This is a genomic window from Parapedobacter pyrenivorans (genome assembly GCF_014636865.1).
Classification (GTDB): Bacteria; Bacteroidota; Bacteroidia; order Sphingobacteriales; family Sphingobacteriaceae; genus Parapedobacter; species Parapedobacter pyrenivorans.
The window spans coordinates 2617830-2643721 of the sequence record NZ_BMER01000001.1; the positions used below are offsets into that span (position 1 = coordinate 2617830).

Below are 25892 nucleotides of genomic sequence, written 5' to 3' on the forward strand. Positions count from 1 at the left end.
CTAATCTCTTCTCAAAATATAGTTGTTCAATTGGCGGCTGAATGTTAAAAGTTCATCGTTCTTAAGGATGACGTCTACCACACCCAGTGCGATAGCGGATGCGGGCATCGTTGCAATTTCCGCCTGCTCGGGGTGTTGTGCAATACATAGCCCGCCCGCCTGATGGATGGATTGCATGCCTTTTGCGCCATCTTGGTTTGCCCCAGATAGCAAGATTGCTGCCGTGGATGCTCCGTATACATCAGAAACACTTTGCATCGTCACATCGATAGACGGCCTGCAAAAATTTACAGGTTCCGAAACGTCCAAAGACATGCTGTGATCGGGCTCCATTAATAAATGGTATCCGGCCGGCGCAAAATATGCCGTTGCCGGTTTAACATACTCTTTCTCTTCGGCCATCTTGACGACGATCCGACATTTATCGGATAAGCTTGTTTCGATATTGGTTTCATATTTGGCATTCCGGTGAATAATCACCAAGACTCCTATAGAAAGGTTTTCTGGTAGTACTTGTAACATATTTAACAAGACCTTAAACCCGCCTGCAGAACAGGCCAATACGAGTACTTCAATCCGTTGAAGTTTGCTGGCGATATGTGGGCTTAACTTAAGCAATTTTCTGATAAATATTCTGTGTCTTATTGACTAGCCTGAACTTGTCCGTGAGGTGGTCTGAACGAAGTGTCTCTTTTGATCCCAGGCAAAGAAAACCAAATAGCGCGAGGCTTGCATAAAGCAAATCCAACACCCGATGTTGTAGTGTGACGTTGAAGTAAATAAGTACATTTCGACAGGTAATCAGTTGAAACTCGTTGAATACACCGCCTGACACCAGATTATGGATGGAAAACAAGCTATTTTTGCGTAAATGGTGATGGATGATGGCTGCGTCGTATCTCGCGGTATAATATTCTGATAACGAATCGCCGGAACCGGTCTGGAAATAGTTGTCGGAATATGCTTTCATCTTTTTCAGATCGATGATTCCCCGTTTGGCGTGTTCGATCACATCCGAGTTAATATCGGTACCATATATGAAGGCTCTTTGGTACAAATTCTGCTTTTCGAGTAAGATGGCTAAGGAGTATACTTCTTCACCGGTAGCACATCCTGCACTCCAAATTTTGATATGTGGAAAGGTGGCAAGGTAGGGGAAGACTTCGTCGCGCAATGCAATATAAAATGACGGATCGCGAAACATCTCCGTTACATTGACGGTGATTTCAATGAGAAACTTGTTGAAAAAGCCGGGCGTGTTTGTCAAATTGTCTTTTAAACTGGAGAAATCCAGGCTGTATAGATCCATGATACGGGATACACGTCGTTTGAGCGACGCACGCGAATAGCCATTTAAGTCAAAACTGTAAATGTTGTTGACTAATTCGATTAATTCTTCCAGGTTCCCAAATGATATACCCATCGTTCTTCGATTAACTTAGCCACACACGCATTAGGGAAAGTAACTTGTTTACGTCCACCGGCTTGGCGATGTAATCGTTAGCGCCTGCATCCAGTACACGTTGCCGATCCCCCTGCATTGCCTTTGCCGTAATGGCAATCACAGGTAATTTCATGAACTTTTTAATGCTTCTGATTTTCATTATGGCTTCATAGCCGTCCATTTCCGGCATCATAATGTCCATCAATACCAGGTCTATCTCTGGATTTTTACGAAGTGCTTCCAAGGCTTCCAGTCCGTTGTTGGCAGTTTCAATGTGCATCCTATAGGACGCAAATATCGTGCTCAAAGCAAAGATGTTGCGCATATCGTCGTCTGCCAACAAGATCCGTTTACCCTCTAACACGTTGTCGAACTGTACCGTTTTCGATTCCGAATGGTTGAACATACGGAGCGGATTGGATATTGATGTATCGTTTTTTACCCTATTGATAAACAAATTGACTTCATCGAGGATGCGGTTATTGGACTTTTCGGATTTAAGCACCATGGTTTTGGTGTGCTGTGCAATACGGCTGGTCATTTCGGGATTGAGCTCCATGGCTGTATTGATAATGACCGGAATATCTGTGTATTGGTCGATGTGCTTAATGTCGTCTAGCAGATCCATTCCGGATTTATCGGGAAGATTAATGTCGAGGATAATGCAGTCGTAGTGTTCGCCAGATTTCAAGGCGTCCATGGCCTGAGCACCGGTAAAGGCCTGCTTTACGTCCACGCCGCTTTCCAGTAGCCGCGACTTCAGGCTGTCGCTTTGGACTTCGTGATCCTCCACCACCAATACTTTTCTCAGTGGTGATTCGATTGTCTTATGTAGCTGTTCGAATACATCGTCCAACGATTTCTTGTCGACCGGTTTTTTGAGGAACCCGATGGCTTCCGCTTCGATCTTATGTTTGCTTGGCCGGTCAGCCGACATCATATGTACGGGTATATCCCGGGTATCGGGATTATTCTTGAGCTCTTTGAGTACCGTCCATCCATTCATCACCGGCAGCATAATATCCAAAATGATGGCATCAGGCAGCTGCTCCAGAGCCATCTGCAAACCGGTGTCACCCTGGTAAGCCGCGAGGGTTTCAAATCCGCGGTCACGGGCGTATGTACCGAGGATATCGGCAAAATTTCGATCGTCTTCGACAATAAGAAGCCGTTTCGGCCCAGGTTTTTCTTGTGTTATCGAAGACGCTGGTTTGTGTTGTTTTTCTTTTTCGGGTACAGGTTTCGAGATTTTTCCGTCTTCATCCTGTGGATTGCGGCCAGCGGTATCGGTGCTTTTTAGCGGTAGGAATAGGGTAAAGGTGCTGCCTTTTCCAGATTGGCTTGTTACGTGGATTTCGCCATTTAGCATGGCTGTAAGTTCGTTGCAGATGGATAGTCCCAATCCCGTACCACCGAATTTGCGGCTGGTGGAACCATCTGCCTGTTTAAAGGCCTCGAAAATAAGCTGTTGCTTATCCTCTGGGATGCCGATACCGGTATCTATCACGGAAAATGCAATGGCCTCATTTGGCGGCATGCCACCAAGCATCCCCGCTCTCCAATCCGGAGATTGGCTTGCCAAGCCACAGCGTAATTCTACACGGCCTTTTTCATTGGTGAATTTGAACGCATTGGAGAGCAGGTTCTTCAACACCTGTTTGAGGCGCTGTTCATCCGTATCAATGGTGGTTGGGGTCCCCTCCGCAATCGTGATGCGGAAGTCGATAGCTTTGCTGTCGGCAACACTGTTGAATAGTTCGAGTAGATCTTGGGCAACGTCGGATAGCGGCGTTTCCTCGATCTGCAATTCTATGTTTCCTGCTTCGATTTTTGACAAATCAAGGATGTTATTGATTAAATTGAGGAGATCAGTGCCGGCACTATAGATGACGGATGCATACTTTACCTGGTCGGGCACGAGGTTGCCGGATTTGTTGTCCTCCAGCAATTTTGCAAGTATGAGTATGCTATTGAGCGGCGTACGCAGTTCGTGGCTCATATTGGCCAGGAACTCTGACTTGTATTTGCCAGACAGTTCCAGCTCATTGGCTTTCATTGCAATGGATTGACGAGCCTGTTCGATGGAGAAATTACGTTCTTCCAACTGCCTCGCTTTCTCTTCGAGTTCAAGATTGGCGTGTTTCAGTTCTTCCTGCTGCACCCGAAGCTCTTCTTCGGACGCCTCCAAAAGATGTGTCTGTTGTATCAACTCGTCGTTGGTCGTCCGTAGTTCTTCCTGTTGTGCTTCCAGCTCTTCGGCTTGCTGCTGGATTTCTTCAAAGAGGTGGGTAAGTGCTGAATGGTTATGAGCTACTTTGCTGGCCACTGCCAGCGTGACACCGGCTCGTTGCAGAAACTGCAACGTGGGGGAATTGACTTTGCGGAAGAATCCAATTTCCATCACGCCGAGAATCTCGTCTTCGTACAAAAAAGGCTGTATGACGATGTTTTCTGGGGCAGCGTTGCCCAACGATGATGTCACTGTTAAATAGTTTTCGGGTATATCCGATATTACGAGCTGTTTTTTGGAAGCAATGCTTTCGCCAATCAGCCCTTGGCTTTTCATGATTTTCGGCTCTATATGTTGTTGCGCGGCGGCATAAGAACCAGCATGTACGAATACGTCATCCGTTGATGGGCTTTTAAGGTAGATGGTTCCGATCTTTGCGTTGACGTGCTGACAAACGGCCTGTATTGCATTCGCAGCGATTTCCTTTTCGCTTCTTCCGCCACGGGTCTGGTCATCGAGCGCAGTCAAGCCACTTAGTATCCAATTGTCGGCTTCTTTTTCTTTTGACAGCCTACTTAAGTCGGCATTGGACTTGCGGATGAGCCGTCCCGTCTTTTTCTGATGCTCAAAGGTCTTCGTGACGTATACCAGTAGCCAAACGATAACCCCAAAAACAAATATGGCGGTGACAATGAAGGTGATCTTGATGCTTTCCAGCGTGGCATGCGCGATGTCAATCTGCTTAAATAACAACGACAGGTAAAACAGGCTGGCGAGTAAGATAGCGATCAAAAGAAAAAAACCTAGATAGATATGCATCTTAAACGTTAGTTTTTTCATAGCCAACCGAATCGTTTTTTTTTCAAAAATACAAAAAGTCCAAATATGAAGGCCTGTCCAACAGAAAACGATCGAACAACATCCATGGTTAAAGGATAGGGTGCCTTTCAAATGGCTGGGTGCGGTCAAACAGGTATCGGTAGGTATGGTGGGTTTTATAGACGCTGCCGCCGATGTGCCGGGCCACATTCATCATCTTCGGGTTAAAATCGCCAATCCAATTCATCTGCACTTCTTCATAATGCGAACGGGAGGGATCCTGCAAGACTTTCGTAGCCGTCACCACCAGTGCTGCTTCTACGCCTTTCCGCTGGTGCGCTGGCACAACACCGAATACGATACCAAACATGGTTTTGCAGCGTTTCGTCCATCGGTTCCAAATAAACCGGATTTTTCCCGATAGCGTCAGTCGCCCATTCATGTATTTAACAATCAATTGGTTAACATCCGGGATGTTGACCCAAAAGGCTACGGGTTGTTCATGGTGATAGGCAAACCAAATGATATTCGGATCGATGATAGGTTTCATGCTTTGCATCAGCTTACTGGCGTCCTCCAGACTCATCGGGCTTACCCCTTCATGCTTGGCCCATGCTTCATTATATACGGTACAGAAATCTGCAGCCGCCTTATCAAGTCGTCTCCGGTCTATCGGAGCGAAGGTATAGCCCGTATCTTTCATGGCATGAATCGCTTTTTCACCTATCCTGCTGGAGAGCTTGGTTGCAATCTCTCGCCGATAGGTAAATTGCTTGAAAAACACTTCAAATCCATAGTGCTCAAAAAGCTGCTGGTAGTATGGGGGGTTGTAATTGCAGCAATAGCATGGCGGATGGAACCCATCGACAAGCAAACCCCACCAGCGCTCCCGGTTGCCAAAGTTGATCGGGCCGTCCATGGCTTGTATGCCTGCTTTTGATAACCATTCCTTTGCCGTATCAAAAAGTATATCAGCCGCCCTTTGATCATCAATGCATTCAAAGAACCCGCACCCACCGACGGGAAGTTCATCGCGTTCGAATGTGTCTAAACTGTAAAATGCGGCTATGCGACCGATGGTGCGGCCTGCATCGTCATGAAGCAACCAACGCGCACAATGCCCGTTTTCATAACGGGGATTTATGAGTGGGTCGAATACGTGATGCACGTCGCTATCGAACGGTCTGATATAATGCGGGTCATCTCGATAAAGTGCCGGTGCCATCGTGATAAACAGCTGTTCCAGTTCTTTTCCAACTACAGGCAGAATTTTCATAAAAAAGACATGGTAAACTCAAAACGCTTTAAAAGTAGGGGTTTGTGTCCGTTTATGCAAGAAATGACCTATTCGGAAGCTTTGCAAAAAAAAACATATTGCTTGCAACGTATGGTGATTTATGGCGTCTTATTTTGAGAAAGTAAATACTATGTAACCAGCAGGTTCCATAAGGCCGTTAAAATTAAACAAATTACGAATGAAATTAAGATTGTCATCGTTAGGTTGGTTAGCGTTAGTGCTGCCAGTCTTTTGTGTGGGGTTGGCCCACGCTGCTTCCTCGCTGTCGATTCAGGACGAAGTCCGGGATGTCTCCGGGTTTCATGCACTATCCAATAGTGGCAGTATCGAAGTGGAAGTGCGTTTTGGTAGCAGTGAATCTGTGAGGCTGGAGGGCGATGGGGCCGCCATCCGGGAGATAGAGACCGTGGTAGAAGGCGGCACATTGAAAATCAGGTATCGGAAGCGGTCTGAGTCAGGTGGTCGCAACTGGGGTAAAGTGACAGCCTTTGTAACCGCTAAGCAGCTGGATGCACTCTCACAGTCGGGCTCGGGCAGAATCGCCGTAATCGGAGCGGTTTCGGGTAAGGAGCTGAATGCCGCCCTGAGCGGGTCTGGACGGATAGCCTTCGAGTCTGATGCCAGTGTGATCAACGCATCCATCAGTGGTTCGGGGCGGATAGTTGCCAATGGGAATGCTACCGAAAGTAATATTTCCATCAGCGGCTCGGGCCGGTTTGATGGGGGCGATCTGAAGACCCAGTCTGCCAGCCTTAAAATATCAGGTTCAGGAAACATTTCCATTCATGCTGATCGGCAATTGGATGCCGCCATCAGCGGGTCCGGTAATGTCAGTTACAGCGGTAATGCAGAGACCAATGTGCGGACATCCGGCTCGGGACGGGTCCGGAAAATTTAACATGCCGACAAGCGTAACCGTCGGTAGCTCGGGATTAGCAGGCACTGCGCAAACTGTTTTCAGTCTTTTTTGAATTGACTGCGAAAAAGTCATATCTTTAGGAGCTTTAAACGCTTTTAAACTTATTGAACCTTATGGATCCCAGCTTCACTCCAATTTTGATGATCGTAGGAGCAATTGTAGCATTTTTTATCTTGCTTTATCTGCTCCCCGTAAACCTGTGGTTTACCGCCCAGTTATCAGGCGTCCGCGTCAACCTGCTAAACCTGTTGTTGATGCGTTTGCGCAAAGTTTCACCGGCGCTGGTCACCAACGCAATGATTACCTCCACCAAAGCCGGATTAAATATCTCGTCAAATGAGATTGAAACCCATTTTTTGGCCGGTGGCAATGTCAACAACGTGATTAAGGCGTTGATTTCTGCCGATAAGGCGAACATTCCATTGGATTTCAAATTGGCTACGGCTATTGACCTCGCCGGGCGCGATGTGTTCGACGCGGTACAGCTATCGGTCAATCCACGGGTTATCAATACGCCCCCCGTGGCTGCAGTAGCCAAAGACGGTATCCAACTCATTGCCAAAGCGCGGGTGACGGTAAGGGCAAACATCAACCAATTGGTGGGCGGTGCCGGTGAGGAAACCATCCTTGCCCGTGTAGGGGAGGGGATCGTGACAACTATCGGTTCGGCGCTTAATCATAAAGAAGTGTTGGAGAATCCCGACCGTATTTCAAAGACCGTGTTGGCCAAAGGGCTGGACAGTGGCACGGCATTCGAGATCCTGTCTATCGATATTGCTGACATTGATATTGGTGAAAACGTAGGTGCAAAATTACAGACCGACCAAGCCGAGGCAGATCTCAAAGTTGCAAACGCGCGTGCCGAAGAGCGCCGAGCAATGGCCGTGGCATCCGAACAGGAAATGCGCTCCAAGGCGCAGGAGGCCCGCGCGAAGGTTATCGAGGCGGAAGCACAGGTACCTCTTGCCATGGCCGAGGCATTTCGGAACGGCAATCTGGGGGTGATGGATTATTATAAGATGCAGAATATCCAAGCCGATACCGATATGCGCGGTTCTATTGCCAAGCCAGGCGGAGATACAAGCAAAGGGGGCGAAGGCGACCGGAAAAAATAGAAAAGCCTTAAAAACAAAACCCCGGTGATGGGCACCGGGGTTTGTTTACTAACCAATTATAAACCTAAATTATGAAAAGACAATAATAAATTCCCGCAACTATCCGGGTTAATCATAGTGCAAAAATAAACACTATTTTGTTATTTCTAATGAAACTTTTGTTAATAAATTGTCAAAAGAACATTGTTTGAACCTGCCTTAATGATATCGCTTCGGCGTTCATAAGGGTTGTTTCAAACACCGTGCCAAAAAAATCGATAGATAAGTAATGTTTTTCAATGATCTAATCAAGCGCGGGCTCTGATCCCTCGACGGCCAACAACTTCACTAAACAAGACAACTTGTGCGCATAATTGACACCGATGTTTTTTTATTGGAATGGACTGGATTTCTTATTTTGTGTTAAGTTTGACGTCAAATTGTCGGTGTGTCATGTTATTTAATCGATTGAAACGGGTAAAAGCCTTCATGTTTGCTGTAGATGGTGTTTTAACGGATGGAAAGATTTGGCTGACGCCAGGTGGCGAGCAGTTGCACCGCTTGGACGGCAAGGATGACTATGCCCTACAGCTAGCCATAAAGCGAGACTATCCGATTGCTGTAGTGAGCGCGGGCAATCTCCAGGGGGTAAAAAGAAGGATGGAATTCATTGGGGGGGTAGACTTATTCTTTGGTGTTGATGACAAAAAGGCGGTGCTGCACGATTGGCTGTCGCACAAGGGGCTGACGGCCGGAGACGTGCTTTATATGGGAAGTGATATCCCGGATTTATTAGGTATGCAACTTGCTGGGTTCGCGACATGCCCTGCGGATGCAGCGACCGAAGTCAGGGCGGTAGCTGCATACATCTCATTTTGTAGAGGTGGCGATGGCGCCGTCCGGGATGTCGTCGAAAAAGTGATGAAACTTCAAGATACGTGGGTATGAAAATCATCCTCGCCTCCCAATCACCACGCCGCCGTGAATTGTTGGCCCTTATGGGCATTCCTTTCGAAGTCGCCCTGCGGGAAGTGGATGAATCCTTTCCAGATCAGTTGGACCCCATCGCAGCTGTCCGGCATATTGCCGAAAAGAAGGCAAGGGCTTTTATCGATGGCGCGAAAGACGAGTTGGTTATCACAGCGGATACCATTGTCACTATCGACGGCCAGATACTGGGTAAGCCGGTAGATGCCGTCCATGCCACCGAAATGCTTACGCAATTGTCCGGGCAGAAACACGAGGTCATCACGGCGGTGGCATTACTCCATAAGGGTAAAATCAAACTATTCCATGAAGTAACGGAGGTTTATTTCCGGGTGATCACCATTGAAGAAATTGAACATTACATCGAGCATTTCAAACCTTTTGATAAAGCGGGAGCATATGGCATTCAGGAATGGATTGGTGTTGTGGCCGTCGACAAAATCGTGGGTTCCTATATGAATGTGGTCGGTCTTCCTACCGCAAGACTAAGCAAGGAATTGCACAACTTCCTTTAGCGAATGAAGATGAGAAAATTTGATATTGAGAGACTGACGAACGCTTAAGGATAAACATTAAGGAGCAAGCGCTCCTTAATGTTTGTTCTTTTTAGTCGATACTAAACCTGATCCCCGCATAAAACATCCTGCCGGTAAGCGGCCCCCAAAGCATTGACGTGTCGAAAAATTCGCTGAAGGGCTGATCTGCAGCCAGCACCGGGTTCTGCTGGAAAAAGTTAGTCAGGTTTTCCCCCCCGATATACAGATCGATGGGACGCACCTTACCGATTGTTTTGCTGATTTGGGCGTTCATCGTTACGTATGCATTTGAATATTCGGGCATCTGATACGCCGTGGGGTTGCTGGCGGTTGAAGGCAAGCGCTTTTGGCCGGTTATATTGAGTGTATAGTCAAAATGCCATCCGCCGCTATGCGTGTTATATCCCAGGTTTACGAAACCCCGGTGGCGAGCTACAAGTGGCTTTCGCAACAATTCGTCACCATAAGTGGTCTTCACATCGAAAAACCGATAAGCCAATCGTGTCTCGAAATGGGGTAGTGGTATAAACCGCAATTCAGTCTGTAAACTGTTGGAGTATGACTCGCCTTCGAGGTTGTAGAAAGCTAGCTCCCGAGGGTTTTCGTAATCGACAACCACTTGATTGATGAAATCATTTCGGAAAAACTCCGTGCTAAAGGAAGCCTCGCGGTGGAACAAGCGGAAGGATTGGTCAAAGCTGATACCCGTGTTCCAGGCGATTTCCGGCTTGAGGCCGTAAGCGTTTTCGGCGGTGTTGGCCGCAGCAATGCGAACAACCCGGGCACTAGCTAAGGCAGCGGTATTTTCCGCAAAGATATTGGCTGTACGCTGACCTCGCCCACCGCTGAGCCTAAAGGTGGTGCCCTGTATGGGCTGATAACGCAGGTGTGCGCGTGGTGTTGCAAACCAGCCATACAGGTTGTTGTAATCACCCCGTATGCCCACTACGGCGTCGAACTTATCAGAAGGGCTGAAGGTGTATTCAAAAAAGCCACCCGGAACGATTTCAGTGCGTTCAAATCGCTCGCCGATGTAGCGCTCATCATAGCGGTCGTATTGCATGCTCAAACCCGTGCGGTATTTGTGCACTACCGTTCCTATAATATCCTGATAAATCAGATTGGCATAGGCGTTCTGTTGTTCGGCATCATAGGTGCGTAGACCGAAATAGGATTTTTGATTATAAGATGTACCTGATAGCTGCAAGCCAATGCTTCGCTGTGTGTTTTGGGGAAACACATAGCCGATTTTGGCAAAAGCCTCATAGCGGTCGATGTCGAAGCCCAGTCCGTACCGGTTTTCGGTAAGCTTGTCGGTTTCGGGGTCAAAATCAGTTTGCCCACCGGTACGGTTGTCGCTGAGGAATTTGACGCCGAACTGGAGGATAAAGCCTTTTCCGTCTTCATATTTCCAGCGGTTTACTCCCGAAAAGAGATTTCCTACAGGAATATCCCTGAAACCGTTATCGCTGAAGTTCATGGACTTGTTGTACATGAAATTATCGTGTAGGAGCAAGCTGCCCGACCAACGCTCATTGAATCGCTGGGACAGGTTGAGGTTGATGTCAGATCTCCCCATGTTGTTCCCGTACGCATTGAAGAACAGTTTTTCTGATGTTTCCGGCTTTTTCAACTCCACATTAATTTGTCCGGCTATATTCTCGAAACCATTCACCACAGAGCCTATGCCCTTGCCGATCTGGATGGATTCAATCCATGTACCGGAGATACTGTTGAGCCCCAGCGGCGTGGCCAATCCGCGCGGCCCCGGAAGATTTTCCACGGTGAGTTGTGTGTAGATGCCACTAAGTCCGAGCATCTGGATCTGCTTACTGCCCGTGACGGCATCGCTGCTGACAACATCGACAGAAGCATTGGTCTCAAAGCTTTCGCTGAGGTCGCAGCAAGCAGCTTTAAAAAGTTCCTGGCCCGTCAGTACCTCCAGCCGTGTAGGACTAAGTGCCGATATGTAATTTGAGCTACGCCTTGCCGATATGGTCACTTCGGCCAATACGTTTTCCTTGGCAGTGACTACCACAATCTCTTGTGGATCGTTGATGGTCAATGTATCGGATCGAAACCCTGTGTAGGAAATGACGAGTTGCTTGAAATGTGATTGATGATCGATCTTAAATACACCCGATGCATCTGACCGCGTATTTACGGATGTGTCTTCTAACCAATGGATATTGGCCGATTCAATCGGATTGAGTTCACCACGATTGTTTTCCTGCATGATCACGCCGGTAACGGGATGGTCGTGATCATCGTATCCGCCAGTTTTGTGTACATTTTTTTCATCGTGATAATGACAGCATGCAGGCAGCTTCTTATATGCAATTGGGTCAGCTTGCCGGCCTTCCACATCGTGGCCCACCGCTAGAATACGTTGTTTTGCAGCTTCGACATCGTAGCTATCGAAGTCGAATGTGAGGGTAAGCGATTGGCTGCCCGCATCCCAAGCTGCTTTTTTCAGCCCGTCCGCTCCAGCCGCCTTTTCTATCCTGGATTTGCACATGCCGCACACTCCGGCCACATTGAAGGTAGCCGTACTGTCTTGGGCGTTGGCTACCGATAGGAATGCTATTGGCAGTGAGATAACTATGAAGGAAAATATGTTTATGAAAAATGTCATTATCGTAATTGATTTTAGTCCTGATCATGAATAGTGTTTGTGCGGTTGCACAATTTTTACGCAAGCCAAATACGGAAATCTGGTGCAGCGGTTGCTAATGATTTGATGAGACTTTAATCAGATAAGGTAGGTGCAGTGCCGGACAAATAGGGGGATCGCGTCTGCGGGTGGCGGGGCGTCCATGGCTTGGACACTGTGGTGGATGTCCAAAGGAAAGCCAACGAAACTAACCAACGCAAACGCCAACAATTCAGCAGGATAGATTTTTGCCGGATTTTTATCATTCGCGGGAAGGTGATCTCCGGTTGTTTTTTGAGCGTCTACTTTTACACTCTTGCAATGGCTTTGCGATTGTTGATCGGTGGCGCAGTGCTCACTGCTATTGCAGTCCTCGGTTTTTTTGCTTTCCTGCTGTGTCAAGCAAAGCGGGCAATCATCATGACTGGCGCTTTTCTGATCTTGAATGGCAAGTTCCTGGAGCTTTCCACAACAATAATGCAGGTGCACAGTCGCCCCAGTCGCCGAAAATGCGTATACACACATGAGCAATATGGAGAAGACCTTAACCATCTATCGGTGCAAAGATAACGAAAAACCTCACAGGTTTCAAAGCACCTGTGAGGTCTGGGCTATTATTTCACTTCTTCGGCATCCTGGATATCATCGCCAGGCCTGTCATTTTTCTGTTTCTTGCTCGATCCGGGTATGGCCGGTGATTGTTTATCTTTGCTTTCACCGAGGTAGCTGGGCAATTCCATACCAGCCATATCAAAGATGTCTTTCAGTGGGGGTACGGATTTATAAAGACCGGATACAAAGTTGGCTGTGGACGTCTTGCCATCTTCTCCGCCACCATTGCCACCATCCCATACCGTGACTTTATCGATCTTGATGTTTTTGATGGCTTCTGTCTGCAGCTTGACCAGCTCTGGCAATTTATCGGCAATAAGCAGCAATACCGCATCTTTCGGATTATTGCCTGCAGATTTGACAATTTCGTTGAGTCCTTCAGCCTGTTTAGTAAGCATTTCGTATACGCCGCGGGCTTCGGCTTCCAGTTTAGCAAAAATCGCATCGGCTTCACCCCGTGCTTTTTCACGGAGCTGCTCGGCTTCAGCCTGTGCTTCGATGATGGCCTTTTGTTTTTGGATTTCGGCGGCTACCACAATGGTTGCATTTTGTGCCGCGCGGTCGCGCTCGGCACGGGCATCTTCGGCAAGTTGTTCTGCTCGATAAGCCTCTTCCAGTGCTTTTGCCTGTTGCACCTTTTCGGCGGCCACCGCCTTTTTCAGCGCCTCTGCTTCCCGTTCGCGACGTTGGGCATCAGACGCGGCGATTTGGATCTTTGATTGGTTTTCTCCTTGTACAGCAATGGCATTGGCGTCGGCTATTTTTACACGGGTATCACGTTCCGCCTCAGCCTTACCGATGTTTTCGTCTCTAGAAGCCCCCGCTATGCTCACCTCCCTGTCTTTGTCGGCGATAGCCACTTCAATATCCCGGTCACGCTGCATTTCAGCCACCTTGATATCCCGTTCTTTTTCGGCCTCGGTTTTCCCGATATCACCCAAGCGTTCTTGATCGGCTACCCTTATTTTCGCTTCATTGATTGCCTTGGCGGCTGCTTCTTTACCTAACGCATCGATGTAGCCGCTTTCGTCTTTGATATCGGTGACGTTGACGTTGATCATTTTAAGGCCGATCTTATTGAGTTCGGCCTCCACGTTAGTGGCAATGTTATGCAGGAATTTGTCACGGTTGTTGTTGATTTCTTCAATATCCATCATAGCGACCACAAGACGCATTTGCCCTAGGATAATGTCTTTGGCCAGTTCATGGACTTGCGGGCGTTGCATACCCAATAGGCGCTCCGCCGCATTCATCATTACAGATGGTTCTGTGGAGATACCTACCGTATAGCGTGAAGGAACGTCTACCCGGATATTTTGTTTACTGAGTGCGCTGGTGAGGTTTACCTCAATGGATATCGGGGTGAGATCCAAAAAAGAGTAATCCTGAATGACCGGCCAAATAAACGCCGCCCCGCCGTGGATGCATTTTGCGGTCCGGGTGTTGTCAGTAGCATTTTTCCCTACTTTACCATAGACCACCAAAATGCGGTCCGACGGACAGCGCTTATAGCGCTTGAATAGTGAGATGACAAATACGAATACGATAATGATGCCAACGGCAATCGCAATCAACATAAATTCCATACGGCTTTAAGTGTTATTTGGTGTAAAAATATAGTTCGGTAATCGTTAAATTGTCACGTCTTCAAATCTTCACATTTTCCCGGTGACGAGGAGTACACTGTCGTTTACAATTCCGATGACCGTTACGGGTTTTCCCGTCGGAACATCAACTTCATCATCCGTTAACGCCCGCAATTCGCGCAGTGACCCTTGTACACGGATGTGTACTTTGCCATAGCCACCACGAGCGGCCGGTATCCGCAAATACGTTTCTGCTTGTTTATGCAGTGCATTCTGGATCAGTAATGTACCACTTGAGCGAAGTTTCGCCATCCGCGAAAAGAGCAAAAACATGACCATTACGATCGCGATGCCGGATAAGGATGACCAAAGGATGACCTGCGCGAGCGGCAGATTACCTTGAAGGCAGGCCAATCCTACCCAGCCGAATACCGTGAAAAAGGTAATGAAGTTTTTGATGGTAAAAAACTGGTAATCGATTCCACCATCACCATCCACGTATTCATCCGAATCGCCGAATGCACCGTCGTCATCACCCCCGATAAATGAGATAATGGTTTGGACAACAAACATAAAGGAGAATAGTAGTGCGACGGCCCAAAAGAATTTTTCGACACCCCCGAGGGTTTGCCACCAAGATGCTATGGATAGTGTTTTCATCATTTAGTGTATAGATTTACGCTGTGTTCGTCAATTGGTGTTACTCAACCAACATGGCGATTGGGTAACGTGTGTTTGTTTATTAGATGTCAAATTTGGGAAGATGTTACAAGAATTCCTAATTTCCCAAGTTTTTCCCGTTTTAGGGCTTTATTTTGTGGGTGTTACAAAATATACTGATATGAAAAAGCTACTATTAGGCCTGACGGTTATTACTTTTATAAGTCTTTCCGCGGTGGGACAAGATGCCCAGCGGCGTGGCGTACCAGCTGTGGTATTGAATGCGTTTCAGCAACAGTTCCCAAAGGCGCGGCAAGTGGAGTGGGAAAAAAAGAAAGACGGCAACTACGAAGTGGAGTTTGACATAGGCTTGATAAGCCGCGACCATCAGGCGATTATCAGTCCCGAAGGGAAAGTGCTTCGATACGAAGAAGAAATAACGTCTTCTTCGCTTCCGGATGCTGTCAAGACACAAATCAAGACAGAATTTGCCGAATACCGCATTGGAGATGTTAAGAAAATCGAGGTAGACGGCAAGATTACCTATGCGGTTGAACTGGATAATCGCTATGGTGATTTGAAAGTGGATTTTGACCCCGAAGGAAAGATCGTCAAGGAACGGATGGACTAAGGCCCATCCGTTTCATTTATCCCTTCAGTTGGCGGATGAATTGCGGTATTTTCCTGCTGTAATCGGTTTCTCCCAGCAATTTTACGAACGCACTACCCACGATGGCACCATCGGCGTGATCGGTAGCCCGTGTAAAGGCATGGTGGCCTGAGATGCCAAAGCCGATGGCCACCGGGTTTTTCAATTGCATTGCGCGGATGCGTGAAAAATAGGCTTCGGTATTTTCAGACACCGAAAGGTTTTTGCCGGTGGTGGCCGAAGAAGACAAGAGGTAAATAAAACCGGTCGATAGGTCGTCAATTTTCCGGATGCGTTCTTCGGATGTTTGCGGGGTCACAAGGAAAATGTTGCTCAGCCCATTTTCTTCGAATACGCTCCGGTACCGCTCTTCGTACTCGTACATGGGCAGGTCGGGAACAATTACCCCATCCACGCCAACCGCTTTACAGGATTTGCAGAAGCTTTCCACGCCATACTGCAGCACCGGATTGACGTAGCCCATGAGCAGCACCGGGATGTTGACCCGTCGGCGAAGGTCCTTGAGCTGTTCGAAGAGGACACCGAGCGACATGCCGTTGCGTAAGGCCGCTTCCGAACTATGCTGGATAACCGGCCCGTCCGCCACCGGATCAGAGTAGGGGAATCCGATTTCAAGGAAATCCACTCCTGCGTTTTCTAACGTTTCGGCGATATCCACTGTGCTTTCCAATGTCGGATATCCGGCTGTATAATAAATAGAGAGTATGCGTTTGCTGCCTTTGTCGGCAAATAAGCGATTGATCCTGTTCATGGTTAAAACCCAAAATACTTCATGTAATTATCCAAATCCTTGTCGCCGCGCCCGGAAAGACAAACGACCACATTTTCGTCACCCTTGAAAGTCATTTTCTCCAGTTGAGCCAGCGCATGAGCGCTTTCAATTGCGGGGATGATGCCTTCCAGCCGGGTGAGTAGTAAACCCGCTTGCATGGCTTCATCATCCGTAATATTAACGTAGGTAGCACGCCCCTTTTCATATAGCCAGGCATGCTGCGGCCCGACACCCGGATAATCCAATCCGGCGGAAATGGAATAGGGCTCGATAACCTGTCCGTCATCGGTCTGCATCAATAACGAACGGCTACCGTGCAACACGCCCTCGCGCCCAAGGACGGTTGTCGCCGCCGATTCACCGGAATCCACCCCTTTGCCGGCGGCTTCTACAGCCACCAGTTTCACGTCATGATCGTCTAGGAAGTGATAGAACATGCCGGCGGCATTGCTACCACCGCCTACGCAAGCTATCACATGGTCGGGCGTTTCGCGGCCGGTTTTTTCCAGCAATTGTTTTCGCGTTTCGGCCGAGATGACCGACTGGAAACGGGCCACCATATCCGGATAGGGGTGTGGACCAACGACCGATCCGATGATATAATGCGTATCTACGGGATTATTTATCCAGTCGCGCAGTGCTTCGTTGGTTGCATCTTTCAACGTTTTACTGCCCGACTCGGCGGCGATTACCTCGGCACCCATCATTTTCATCCGCGCTACGTTGGGTGCTTGCCTCTCGATATCAATAGCGCCCATATAGACCACGCATTTTAGGCCTTTGAGTGCGCACACCGTGGCGGTAGCCACGCCGTGTTGCCCGGCGCCTGTCTCGGCAATGATGCGTTTCTTGCCAAGCCGCTCCGCGAGTAAGATCTGGCCAATGGTATTATTGATTTTATGCGCACCGGTGTGGTTGAGGTCTTCCCGCTTGAGGAAGATATTAGTGCCGTAACGTTCCGAAAGTCGTTGCGCGGGGTAAAGGGGAGAGGGCCGGCCTACGTAGTCCCTCAGCAACTTGTCAAATTCTTGCCTGAAATCATCACTGTGGATGATCGCTAAGTATTGCTGCCGCAGTTCCTCCACATTGGGGTACAGCATTTCGGGGATGTAGGCTCCGCCAAAATGGCCATAGTAGCCTTTCTCGTTTACTTGATATTCACTCATCGTTGATGGTTTGTAACGTTCGTTTTAATAATGCAATGTCCTTGATGCCTGGTTCCGTCTCGAATCTTGAGTTCAGATCAACGGCGTAGAGGCGGCTGTCACCCAGCAGTAGGGCGTCTGCTATGTTTTCAGCGCCTATTCCACCACTCAGGAAAAACGGTTTATCGGATGGGTAGCCGTCGAGTAGTTTCCAATCAAACCGTATACCTGTGCCACCATGATGTGCGCTTTGGGTATCAAATAGATAATAGTCAGTTACCCCCTCGTAGTCCGCCAATTTAGCCCAATCAAAATGCGCGTTGATGCCGAAGGCTTTGACGATTTCAACGTGATTTTCCTTTAAGTCGGCGCAATACGCCGGACTTTCATTTCCATGCAATTGTATTGCTTGGAAAGCATATTGGCTGGCCGTCGCCTTCACATGGTCAATATCAGCATTGACAAAAACCCCTGTTTTCTTGACCCCTTTCAATCGGGCAACCCACGCTGCCTCGAGTTGTCCCACGAAACGTTTAGAACCGGGGTAGAAAATGAAACCGATGTAATCCGGCTGCAAGCTAAGCACTTCCCGGATGTTCTCGGGGTGCTTAAGGCCACATATTTTTATTTTCGGTTTCATTTCACCAATTTCCTGAAACTTTCGAGCGCTTTCTTTCCCAGTAATGAGGCTTCCGCTTCATAGTAACAATCCCCGAAACTCTTCTCCGGATGGATAGTCTGGATGGCGATGGATGCGTTGGCGAGCACTACCGCATTTTGTTCGGCGTTGCCGTCGCCATGAAGCACGGTCGTAAAGATCTTGGCGGCTTCTTCGACGGTTTCTCCGCCGTGGATACAGTCAGCAGATATCGGGGTGAAGCCGAGGTGCTCGATCGCATAGATATGCTCTCCCTTATTGCTGATTGTTTTGAAGTCTCCTGTGAGGGAAACTTCGTCGTATCCATCCAACGCATGGAGGATCGTGTATTGTTTATCGGTTTGCTGATAAAGGTAGCCATATAAACGGGCTAGTTCCAAACTAAACACGCCTACGGACTGGTAATGTGGGTTTGTAGGATTAACCAAGGGGCCGATCATGTTGAAGAACGTTTTCACGCCCAGTTCGCGACGGATAGGGGCCACGGTCTTCATGGCCGGATGGAAAAGCGGCGCATGGAGAAAGCAGATACAGGCGCTTTCCAATTGCTGGCTGATAATCGCTTTGTCATTGGTGAATTGATAGCCAAGGTACTCCATCACGTTGGACGATCCGCACCCGGATGACACACCATAGTTACCATGTTTAGCCACGGGATAACCGGCACCGGCTACCACGAAGGAAGCTAGCGTAGAGATGTTGAAGGTGTTTTTGCCGTCGCCCCCCGTACCACAGAGGTCGATGAGCTTATAGCCGGGAAAATCCAACTGCAGGCATAAATCATACATGGCATCGCGGAATCCCTCCAATTCTTCCACACGGATGCTTCGCATCCCATAAGCAGTCATGAATGCCGCTATTTGGGAATTGTTATACTTTCCGGATGCGATATTGGTCAATATTTCATACGCCTCACGACGGGTGAAGGTCTTGAATTCGAAAAGATGCGCTAAGATCTGTTTCATCGTTGTTTCATATCCATAAAAAAAGCTTGCCGATGATGGGCAAGCCGCTATACGTTTCAGTAACTATTACTTACAATAGGAGGTTGCCACAGCCTTAATTGCTATGCCACCACCAAGTAATATGTCCTGTTTGAAAATCCATTATTGTTGTGAGGCAAATATGGGCTTTTGTTTTGAAAGATGCAAGAGCGGTCGGGCTTTTATGTGTTTGGTGTAAAACAAAACCGCCCCGGACTCTTGTTCGGGGCAGCTATGCTTCAGTATTCATCTTCATTGAAGAAGAAATCATCCTTGGTCGGATAATCGGGCCAGATCTCCTCTATATTTTCATAGGGTTCACCATCGTCTTCCAGGGCCTGCAAGTTCTCAATCACTTCCACAGGGGCCCCTGAGCGGATGGCGTAGTCAATCAGCTCGTCTTTCGTGGCCGGCCAAGGTGCATCTTCCAAATGTGAGGCTAACTCTAATGTCCAATACATAACCTATCAATTTAAGTTTTCATTTTTGCGCAAAAATATAATATTTCTATTATGATTTTTGAGTTTTTTGTTAATATTTTTTATGATCGATTTAAGTTATTGATATACAGTTGTTTATTGTTCGTTCTGGGCGTCTTTTTTACAAAAAAATGGCTTTTCCCGGAGAATAAAATACAATATGAGGTATGCTCATATGCAAGGCATCACCCCCGTGAAAACCACTAAATATTCTCGAAATCGCTGCCTTTTTCTCGTAGCGCCGCAAGCCGTGGTGACACGCTCTTGATGTCATTATTGAGATAGTCATCTTCGATAAGCCCATCCCGCATGCGGACGATGCGGTGTGCGTGTTGGGCGATGTCTTCTTCGTGAGTTACGAGAATGATGGTATTGCCATTGGAATGTATTTCTTCCAACAGCGCCATGATTTCAACAGACGTCTTGGTATCCAGGTTGCCTGTTGGTTCGTCGGCCAGGATGATCGACGGATTATTGATCAAAGCCCTGGCCACCGCCACCCGTTGACGCTGGCCACCAGAAAGTTCGTTCGGCTTGTGGTCCACGCGGTTGCCCAAGCCGACACTCTCCAATACTTTTTGGGCCATTTCGCTCCGTTTGCTCTTGCTGTATCCTGCATACACCAGCGGTAAGGCTACATTATCAAGCGATGTAGACCGCGGCAATAGGTTGAATGTTTGGAAGACGAAACCGATTTCCTTATTGCGTACCTCGGCCAGCTCGTCATCGGTCATGTCGCTTACATTGATGCCATTGAGGATATATTCACCACGGGTAGGCGTATCCAAACAACCCAGGATATTCATCAGCGTGGATTTACCGGAACCCGAGGGACCCATCAATGCGACAAATTCACCCTTGTTGATATTCAGCGTCACCGACTTCAGCGCGTGGATGGTCTCCGCGCCAATGACGTATTTACGCCCGATATCCGTAATTTCAATGAGTGGCTGTTGCGACATAGCTCTTTCTTTTTGCTTAAGACGTGCTAATATAGGAAAAGTTACAGGCCGCCCGTTCCATTCCAATGATTTTTTATCAGGGCATGTACCTCGCCCAGTAACTGTTCGGCATCTTTTAGCAGGAGGTTGGTCGTACTGATGGGAGGTAGTACATCGATGTGCACGATACCTGGCCGACTTCCTAATTGTTTAGCATCGTCCCAGCAGATTTTCCAGGCATTATGGATGACTACGGGGATGATATCCACTTTGGTTTCGATGGCTAGTTTGAAAGGTCCGCTCTTGAAATCACACAAATGCGGTGGATATTCATTCCCGATCTGGCCTTCTGGAAAAATCACCATGGATCGTCCGTTCTTAAGCTGCTCATCCGCTCGTTTGAAGGCCTTGAAAGCAGAAATCTTGCGCTGCCGGTCGAGCGGGATGTCAATGGTCCTGAAGAACATTCCGGTAACCGGGTTATTGAGCAGTTCGATTTTGCCCATAAACGAGAAGTCGGAGGGGCAGAGCAACACCATCGCTGTGATATCCAGGTTGGAGGTGTGATTGGCGCAGATCACGCAAGGCTTCGACCAATCAATAGGCGTTTTGTATCTGAACCGGTAAAATATCCCTACGGATGTCGAGCTCAGGAACGCGATGATGCGGCGGCAACGGGCGAGATGATGGGAATGCCGCTGGGGATCTTTTGCTAAAAAGAACAATACCGGATAAAAGAGCAGAAAGAAAAATAAAACAGATGCCAAATATAGGCACCTGTGTATTTTTCTTAATAAACGTATCATCCCATTTAGGCTTTGCGTTCGCTAGCTCAACTCCGCAAAATACTTGTGAAACAGCGGAATGGTTTCGATCCCTTTGAAATAATTGGCAATATCATACTTCTCATTGGGTGAATGCAGGTTGTCACTATCAAGCCCAAAGCCCATCAGTACTGTTTTCAAGCCGAGTTCGTCTTCAAATAAAGAAACGATGGGGATACTGCCCCCGCCGCGTGTAGGAATCGGTTTTTTCCCAAAAGCTTCTTCAATGGCCTTCTCGGCAGCACGGTAGGCGATACTGTCAGTGGGCGTAACCGCGGGCTGGCCGCCGTGATGGGGAGTTACTTTTACCGTTACGTAATCGGGTGCGATGCTTTCAAAATGCTTGCTAAAGAGCGCAGTGATTTTATTGGAATCCTGATTGGGTACCAGGCGCATCGAAATTTTGGCGTGTGCCTTTGATGGAAGGACGGTCTTGGCGCCTTTGCCGATATACCCACCCCAGATACCGTTTACTTCGAGCGTGGGCCGGATACCCGTACGTTCGATGGTGGTATAGCCATTTTCACCCCAAAGCGCCTTAATCCCTAAATCACTTTTGTAATCGGTTTCATCGAAAGGCGCTTCATTCAACGCCTTGCGTTCGACATCACTTAATTCAACGACATCGTCATAGAAACCGGGGATGTTGATGCGGTTGCTCTCATCATGCAATGAGGCGATCAGTTTGGCCAATATGGTCGCTGGATTAGCCACAGCACCTCCGTATACCCCTGAATGCAGATCGCGGTTTGGCCCTGTTACCTCCACTTCGAGGTACGACAAACCGCGTAAGCCCGTTTCCAACGACGGGCTATCCAGGCTAATCATCGCCGTATCCGAAATAAGCACGACATCCGCATCGAGCCGTTGTTTGTTGGCCTTTACGAATGTGCCGAGGTTGTCGGAACCCACTTCTTCCTCACCTTCGATCATGAATTTGATATTACACGCCAGTGTACCGGTTTCCTGCATCAATTCAAAAGCTTTCACATGCATGTAAAATTGTCCTTTATCGTCGCACGCGCCACGGGCAAAGATTTTACCATCGCGCACCGTCGGTTCAAAAGGCGGAGTTTCCCAAAGCTCCAGCGGGTCGGCCGGCTGTACATCATAATGGCCATAAACCAACACGGTTGGCTTGCTGGAATCAATGATTTTTTCACCATATACGATGGGATGGCCTGCGGTGGGGCATACTTCCACGTTGTCCGCACCAGCATCCCGTAATTTTTCGGCTACATATTCCGCAGCATTTCGTACGTCGTCCTTGTATTTCGGATCGGCACTTACGGAAGGAAAACGAAGCAATTCAAATAGCTCATCCAGAAAGCGCTGTTTGTTCGCTTCCACATATTTTTTTATTGTTTGCATATCCTAAGGCTTTGCCGCAAACTTAGCTAATTTGCCAAAGAAAGGCAAATTAGCGATCTCTCGCTTGCCTTAAAAAATTAGCGTGACAAGCGAAACTTAGCTAATTTGTCAGAGATAGGCAAGTTAGCGATCGCTCGCCTGCTTTTGAAAACTAAAAGTCGAGATGAAATTTAGGTAAAAACGATCGGTTTTTGCAACATCTAACGCGGAAGCACGTCTAAGACCAAAACTGGAGTGCGTGCGCGGTGTCCGATTTGCTAAAAAATGTTAAAAAATGCGACCGAACCTAAAAACTAATTTTTTAGTTCTATATTTGCCGGCGGTTGGAGACGAAGGGGAGCAGTGTTAGGCACGGACGGGATCGTTTGCAACCGTACGATAAACTTGCAATAAACTGTAGTATTGAAGGCCATTATGAAAAGATCGCTTTTTACGTTAGTTGTAACCTGCTTATGCTGGTTGGGGGCCGTTGCTCAAGAGGGGAACTATTCCATTATGGGCACGGTAATAGACACCGCTTCCAGTAAAACGCTGGCGAAGTCGTCCATTGTACTTGTGCATGCGCAGGATTCGATGCTGTACCGTTTTACACGGACGGATGAATCCGGTCGCTTTCAGATGGAAGGGCTGGATACAGGAGCGTATATTCTTTTCGCCACCTTTCCGGAATATGCGGACTACGTTGAACACTTTACATTGGATAGTACGGCAAGCACCGTGGATCTCGGTCATCTGGGATTGGTACTACGCGCCAAGCTATTGGAAGAAGTGTTGGTTAACCGCAGTCAGGCAATCACCATCCGGGGGGATACGACAGAGTACGATGCAGCGAGTTTTACGATACAGCCCAACTCCAAGGTGGAGGACCTGCTGAAACAACTTCCGGGTATACAGGTAGACCAAGATGGGAAAATCACCGCACAGGGACAGACCGTGAATAAGGTGCTCGTAGATGGGGAGGAATTTTTTGGTGATGACCCCACGTTGGTTACCCGTAACCTTCGCGGTGATATGGTAGACAAGGTGCAACTGTATGATAAGCGGAGTGATCAAGCGGAGTTTACCGGCGTGGATGATGGCGAACGCTCGAAAACCCTCAACATCAAGCTAAAGGAAGATAAAAAGAAGGGGTATTTCGGTAAGGTAGATGTGGGGGCAGGTACCAATGAAATGTATCAGGGGCAGGCGATGTTCAATCGCTTTAATAATAAGCAGCGCTTTTCGGCTTTCGGTACCATCGGAAACACGGGGCGTACTGGGCTGAGCTGGCAGGATGCCGACCGTTATGCGCCTTCAGGTTCTACAACCCTCACTGACGACGGCGGTATCATGATTTCGATGGGGGGTGGGCAGGATGACATCGAATCATGGGGCGGACGGTATGACGGCCGGGGAATCCCATCTGTACTGAATGGTGGAGCTTTTTATAGCAATAAGTGGGATGATGATAAACAGTCGATCAACGGCAATTATAAGATCGGAGAATTGGGCGTAAAGGGCACAAGCAATACGATCAGCCAGAACAACCTTCCTACCGGGATCATCAATACCAATTCCGGCCAGACGTTCGATCGCCGGATATTCCGGCAGCGGGGTGGAGCGATTTATGACGTGCAGTTGGATTCCACGTCTACATTAAAGGTAACGGTAGATGGGACCCTCCGTAATGGTGAAACGACAGAGTTCAACCAGTCAACGGGTACAGATGGCGACGGCGGGATGCTCAACCAGTCCACGCGCAGGACGACCAATGATACGGAAGGGCAAAGCGCTTATCTCACGGCGCTGTGGACAAAGAAAATGAGGAAAAAGGGGCGAACGCTCTCTTGGGAAGTCAATGAGACCATTAACCAGAGCAAAGCCAACGGATTCCTGTTTTCCGAAAACAGCTTCTACAGCGATGGGGGAGTAGACAGCGTGCTGTTGGTCGACCAAATGAAGGTTAATAACAGCAGCAGTTCGGTGTTCAACTCAAACGTTACGTATTCAGAGCCGTTTACCGAGGCGCTGGCCCTGGTGCTGAATTACCGGCTTACCGCAAATAATGCCACATCGCTCAGGCAGGCCTTCAACCCGGCAAATGGTGAATACACCGAATTAGATTCCTTGTTCAGCAACGATTTCAAACTCAACCAGCTTTCCAACCAGTTGGGCGCGATATTCAATTTCAAGAAGGGAAAGTCAACCCTCAATTTTGGAACGCGGGTAAGCCGCGTCCAATTCGACCAAACGGATCGGTATGTGGATAGCCGCTTTGAGCGGAGTTTTACGAACCACAATCCACAATTGAGGTACCAGTATCGGTTTTCCCAACAGAAGTCGTTTACGGTTTCGTACAACGGCAACAATACGCAGCCCTCGATCAACCAGATTCAGCCGGTAACGGTTAATGACGACCCAATGAACATCATACTCGGGAATCCTGATCTGAAGCCCTCCTACACCAATAGGTTTAACATGTCTTACAACTCATTTAAGGTTATAGGCAATCAATACGTCTATTTTTCGGGTAGTTTCTCTAACACCAACAATCCGATCGTGAGCAATACCTATACCGATTCGGTAGGGAGAAATACGTTCCAATACGCCAACCTGACCGACAAAGCGCCCATGAACTATTATTTCTACGGCAGTTTCAGCAAGAATCTGAAAAAGTGGAATATCAATGTAGGGGGTGGTCTTAATACAAACGGCAACATTTACTATAACCTAACCAACGGAGAATTGAATAAAACCCAGAGTACAACGTATTCAGGTACACTCAATCTCAGGCAATATATCCAGAAGAAATACGACTTCTACCTCACCTTCGGTCCAACTTATACCTACGGTGAATCTTCCTTACAGCGGCAGCAAAACAACAATGGCTGGGGGTTGAATGGTAACTATTCTTTTAATATCTATCTGCCATTGAAATTTCAGATATCTTCTGAAGGCCGGTATACGTATACGGCAGCTACTCAGTCTTTTGATGAAAATTTCGAACGGCTTATTGTCGATGCTTCCGTAAGCAAGAAATTCTTGAAAGATGAAACACTCCGCTTTTCAGTAGGTGTAAACGATATCTTTAACCAGAATGTAGGCTTTAGCCGTTATGCGAATAATAATATAATTTCACAAAATAGGTATACGACGATTACGCGCTTCCTCATGTTCTCCCTTGCCTGGGATTTCAACAAAATGGGTGGTGCTTCCATACAAAATTGATTATT

At 47.9% G+C, this 25892-nt stretch carries 22 protein-coding genes; 6 read left to right on the forward strand and 16 right to left on the reverse strand.

Translation table 11 applies throughout. The annotated features are described in order from the left end of the window. The 4 genes from IEV98_RS10290 to IEV98_RS10305 form a co-directional block, all read right to left on the reverse strand. The gene (locus tag IEV98_RS10290) at nt 1–618 is read right to left on the reverse strand and encodes a chemotaxis protein CheB (RefSeq protein WP_188505751.1); all 618 of its coding nucleotides are present in this window, start codon (nt 616–618) and stop codon (nt 1–3) included. After that, nucleotides 611–1423, reverse strand: coding sequence for a CheR family methyltransferase (locus IEV98_RS10295; RefSeq protein WP_188505752.1), 813 nt, complete (start codon nt 1421–1423; stop codon nt 611–613). The genes IEV98_RS10290 and IEV98_RS10295 overlap by 8 nt, the downstream gene beginning before the upstream one ends. 10 nt (nt 1424–1433) lie before the next feature. Next, entirely contained in the window at nt 1434–4514 is a 3081-nt protein-coding gene (locus tag IEV98_RS10300; RefSeq protein ID WP_188505753.1) for a response regulator, read from the reverse strand. Nucleotides 4515–4602: 88 nt separating this feature from the next. Continuing rightward, on the reverse strand, nt 4603–5769 hold the full coding sequence (locus tag IEV98_RS10305) for a hypothetical protein (RefSeq protein ID WP_188505754.1): 1167 nt from the start codon (nt 5767–5769) through the stop codon (nt 4603–4605). Nucleotides 5770–5968: 199 nt separating this feature from the next. Between IEV98_RS10305 and IEV98_RS10310 the strand changes: the two genes are divergently transcribed. The 4 genes from IEV98_RS10310 (at nt 5969) to IEV98_RS10325 (ending at nt 9305) form a co-directional block, all read left to right on the forward strand. Continuing rightward, entirely contained in the window at nt 5969–6688 is a 720-nt protein-coding gene (locus IEV98_RS10310) for a head GIN domain-containing protein (protein WP_188505755.1), read from the forward strand. A 134-nt stretch (nt 6689–6822) separates the two neighbouring features. After that, nucleotides 6823–7824 (forward strand): flotillin-like protein FloA, encoded by a 1002-nt coding sequence (gene floA / locus IEV98_RS10315; protein WP_188505756.1) that lies wholly within the window; start codon nt 6823–6825, stop codon nt 7822–7824. Nucleotides 7825–8256: 432 nt separating this feature from the next. Further along, nucleotides 8257–8751 carry a KdsC family phosphatase gene (locus IEV98_RS10320; protein ID WP_188505757.1) on the forward strand — a complete coding sequence of 165 codons (495 nt, stop codon included), beginning with the start codon at nt 8257–8259 and terminating at the stop codon, nt 8749–8751. Then, nucleotides 8748–9305, forward strand: coding sequence for a Maf family nucleotide pyrophosphatase (locus IEV98_RS10325; RefSeq protein ID WP_188505758.1), 558 nt, complete (start codon nt 8748–8750; stop codon nt 9303–9305). The genes IEV98_RS10320 and IEV98_RS10325 overlap by 4 nt, the downstream gene beginning before the upstream one ends. 91 nt (nt 9306–9396) lie before the next feature. On the opposite strand, the gene IEV98_RS10330 is transcribed toward IEV98_RS10325, so the two are convergent. From IEV98_RS10330 to IEV98_RS10345, 4 genes are all read right to left on the reverse strand, one after another. Further along, nucleotides 9397–11961: a TonB-dependent receptor plug domain-containing protein gene (locus tag IEV98_RS10330; RefSeq protein WP_188505759.1), complete on the reverse strand. Its 2565-nt coding sequence runs from the start codon at nt 11959–11961 to the stop codon at nt 9397–9399. Between the two features lie 117 nt (nt 11962–12078). Then, nucleotides 12079–12531 (reverse strand): HYC_CC_PP family protein, encoded by a 453-nt coding sequence (locus IEV98_RS10335; protein ID WP_188505760.1) that lies wholly within the window; start codon nt 12529–12531, stop codon nt 12079–12081. A gap of 62 nt (nt 12532–12593) precedes the next feature. Continuing rightward, nucleotides 12594–14177, reverse strand: coding sequence for a flotillin family protein (locus IEV98_RS10340; RefSeq protein WP_188505761.1), 1584 nt, complete (start codon nt 14175–14177; stop codon nt 12594–12596). A gap of 69 nt (nt 14178–14246) precedes the next feature. Beyond that, nucleotides 14247–14840: a hypothetical protein gene (locus IEV98_RS10345; RefSeq protein WP_188505762.1), complete on the reverse strand. Its 594-nt coding sequence runs from the start codon at nt 14838–14840 to the stop codon at nt 14247–14249. A 178-nt stretch (nt 14841–15018) separates the two neighbouring features. On the opposite strand from IEV98_RS10345, the gene IEV98_RS10350 reads away from it, so the two are divergent. After that, nucleotides 15019–15468, forward strand: coding sequence for a PepSY-like domain-containing protein (locus IEV98_RS10350; RefSeq protein ID WP_188505763.1), 450 nt, complete (start codon nt 15019–15021; stop codon nt 15466–15468). 16 nt (nt 15469–15484) lie between these two features. Here the strand turns inward: IEV98_RS10350 and trpA are convergent, their stop codons facing one another. From trpA to IEV98_RS10390, 8 genes are all read right to left on the reverse strand, one after another. Continuing rightward, the gene (gene trpA / locus IEV98_RS10355; RefSeq protein ID WP_188505764.1) at nt 15485–16258 is read right to left on the reverse strand and encodes a tryptophan synthase subunit alpha; all 774 of its coding nucleotides are present in this window, start codon (nt 16256–16258) and stop codon (nt 15485–15487) included. Nucleotides 16259–16260: 2 nt separating this feature from the next. Further along, entirely contained in the window at nt 16261–17445 is a 1185-nt protein-coding gene (trpB, locus tag IEV98_RS10360; RefSeq protein ID WP_188505765.1) for a tryptophan synthase subunit beta, read from the reverse strand. After that, nucleotides 17438–18064 (reverse strand): phosphoribosylanthranilate isomerase, encoded by a 627-nt coding sequence (locus IEV98_RS10365; RefSeq protein ID WP_188505766.1) that lies wholly within the window; start codon nt 18062–18064, stop codon nt 17438–17440. The genes trpB and IEV98_RS10365 overlap by 8 nt, the downstream gene beginning before the upstream one ends. Beyond that, a complete protein-coding gene (gene trpD / locus IEV98_RS10370; RefSeq protein ID WP_188505767.1) occupies nt 18061–19047 on the reverse strand; it encodes an anthranilate phosphoribosyltransferase in 987 nt (328 codons plus the stop codon). The genes IEV98_RS10365 and trpD overlap by 4 nt, the downstream gene beginning before the upstream one ends. A gap of 257 nt (nt 19048–19304) precedes the next feature. Then, entirely contained in the window at nt 19305–19526 is a 222-nt protein-coding gene (locus tag IEV98_RS10375; protein ID WP_002996718.1) for a DUF2795 domain-containing protein, read from the reverse strand. Nucleotides 19527–19747: 221 nt separating this feature from the next. Next, entirely contained in the window at nt 19748–20506 is a 759-nt protein-coding gene (locus IEV98_RS10380) for an ABC transporter ATP-binding protein (RefSeq protein WP_188505768.1), read from the reverse strand. 41 nt (nt 20507–20547) lie between these two features. Then, nucleotides 20548–21252 (reverse strand): lysophospholipid acyltransferase family protein, encoded by a 705-nt coding sequence (locus tag IEV98_RS10385; RefSeq protein ID WP_229738664.1) that lies wholly within the window; start codon nt 21250–21252, stop codon nt 20548–20550. A gap of 60 nt (nt 21253–21312) precedes the next feature. Next, entirely contained in the window at nt 21313–22680 is a 1368-nt protein-coding gene (locus IEV98_RS10390) for a dipeptidase (RefSeq protein WP_188505770.1), read from the reverse strand. Between the two features lie 414 nt (nt 22681–23094). Between IEV98_RS10390 and IEV98_RS10395 the strand changes: the two genes are divergently transcribed. Continuing rightward, a complete protein-coding gene (locus IEV98_RS10395; protein WP_188505771.1) occupies nt 23095–25887 on the forward strand; it encodes a TonB-dependent receptor in 2793 nt (930 codons plus the stop codon). Nucleotides 25888–25892: the final 5 nt, after the last annotated feature.

What these genes read in the sequence shown, in the direction of transcription:
- IEV98_RS10330 (WP_188505759.1), bottom strand. Translation starts at nt 11,961, where the DNA reads ATGACATTTTTCATAAACATATTTTCCTTCATAGTTATCTCACTGCCA.
- IEV98_RS10295 (WP_188505752.1), bottom strand. Translation starts at nt 1,423, where the DNA reads ATGGGTATATCATTTGGGAACCTGGAAGAATTAATCGAATTAGTCAAC.
- trpA (WP_188505764.1), bottom strand. Translation starts at nt 16,258, where the DNA reads ATGAACAGGATCAATCGCTTATTTGCCGACAAAGGCAGCAAACGCATA.
- IEV98_RS10335 (WP_188505760.1), bottom strand. Translation starts at nt 12,531, where the DNA reads ATGGTTAAGGTCTTCTCCATATTGCTCATGTGTGTATACGCATTTTCG.
- IEV98_RS10320 (WP_188505757.1), top strand. Translation starts at nt 8,257, where the DNA reads ATGTTATTTAATCGATTGAAACGGGTAAAAGCCTTCATGTTTGCTGTA.
- trpD (WP_188505767.1), bottom strand. Translation starts at nt 19,047, where the DNA reads ATGAAACAGATCTTAGCGCATCTTTTCGAATTCAAGACCTTCACCCGT.
- IEV98_RS10375 (WP_002996718.1), bottom strand. Translation starts at nt 19,526, where the DNA reads ATGTATTGGACATTAGAGTTAGCCTCACATTTGGAAGATGCACCTTGG.
- IEV98_RS10395 (WP_188505771.1), top strand. Translation starts at nt 23,095, where the DNA reads ATGAAAAGATCGCTTTTTACGTTAGTTGTAACCTGCTTATGCTGGTTG.
- IEV98_RS10325 (WP_188505758.1), top strand. Translation starts at nt 8,748, where the DNA reads ATGAAAATCATCCTCGCCTCCCAATCACCACGCCGCCGTGAATTGTTG.
- IEV98_RS10310 (WP_188505755.1), top strand. Translation starts at nt 5,969, where the DNA reads ATGAAATTAAGATTGTCATCGTTAGGTTGGTTAGCGTTAGTGCTGCCA.
- IEV98_RS10380 (WP_188505768.1), bottom strand. Translation starts at nt 20,506, where the DNA reads ATGTCGCAACAGCCACTCATTGAAATTACGGATATCGGGCGTAAATAC.
- IEV98_RS10390 (WP_188505770.1), bottom strand. Translation starts at nt 22,680, where the DNA reads ATGCAAACAATAAAAAAATATGTGGAAGCGAACAAACAGCGCTTTCTG.
- IEV98_RS10365 (WP_188505766.1), bottom strand. Translation starts at nt 18,064, where the DNA reads ATGAAACCGAAAATAAAAATATGTGGCCTTAAGCACCCCGAGAACATC.
- floA (WP_188505756.1), top strand. Translation starts at nt 6,823, where the DNA reads ATGGATCCCAGCTTCACTCCAATTTTGATGATCGTAGGAGCAATTGTA.
- IEV98_RS10345 (WP_188505762.1), bottom strand. Translation starts at nt 14,840, where the DNA reads ATGATGAAAACACTATCCATAGCATCTTGGTGGCAAACCCTCGGGGGT.
- IEV98_RS10350 (WP_188505763.1), top strand. Translation starts at nt 15,019, where the DNA reads ATGAAAAAGCTACTATTAGGCCTGACGGTTATTACTTTTATAAGTCTT.
- trpB (WP_188505765.1), bottom strand. Translation starts at nt 17,445, where the DNA reads ATGAGTGAATATCAAGTAAACGAGAAAGGCTACTATGGCCATTTTGGC.
- IEV98_RS10300 (WP_188505753.1), bottom strand. Translation starts at nt 4,514, where the DNA reads ATGAAAAAACTAACGTTTAAGATGCATATCTATCTAGGTTTTTTTCTT.
- IEV98_RS10305 (WP_188505754.1), bottom strand. Translation starts at nt 5,769, where the DNA reads ATGAAAATTCTGCCTGTAGTTGGAAAAGAACTGGAACAGCTGTTTATC.
- IEV98_RS10340 (WP_188505761.1), bottom strand. Translation starts at nt 14,177, where the DNA reads ATGGAATTTATGTTGATTGCGATTGCCGTTGGCATCATTATCGTATTC.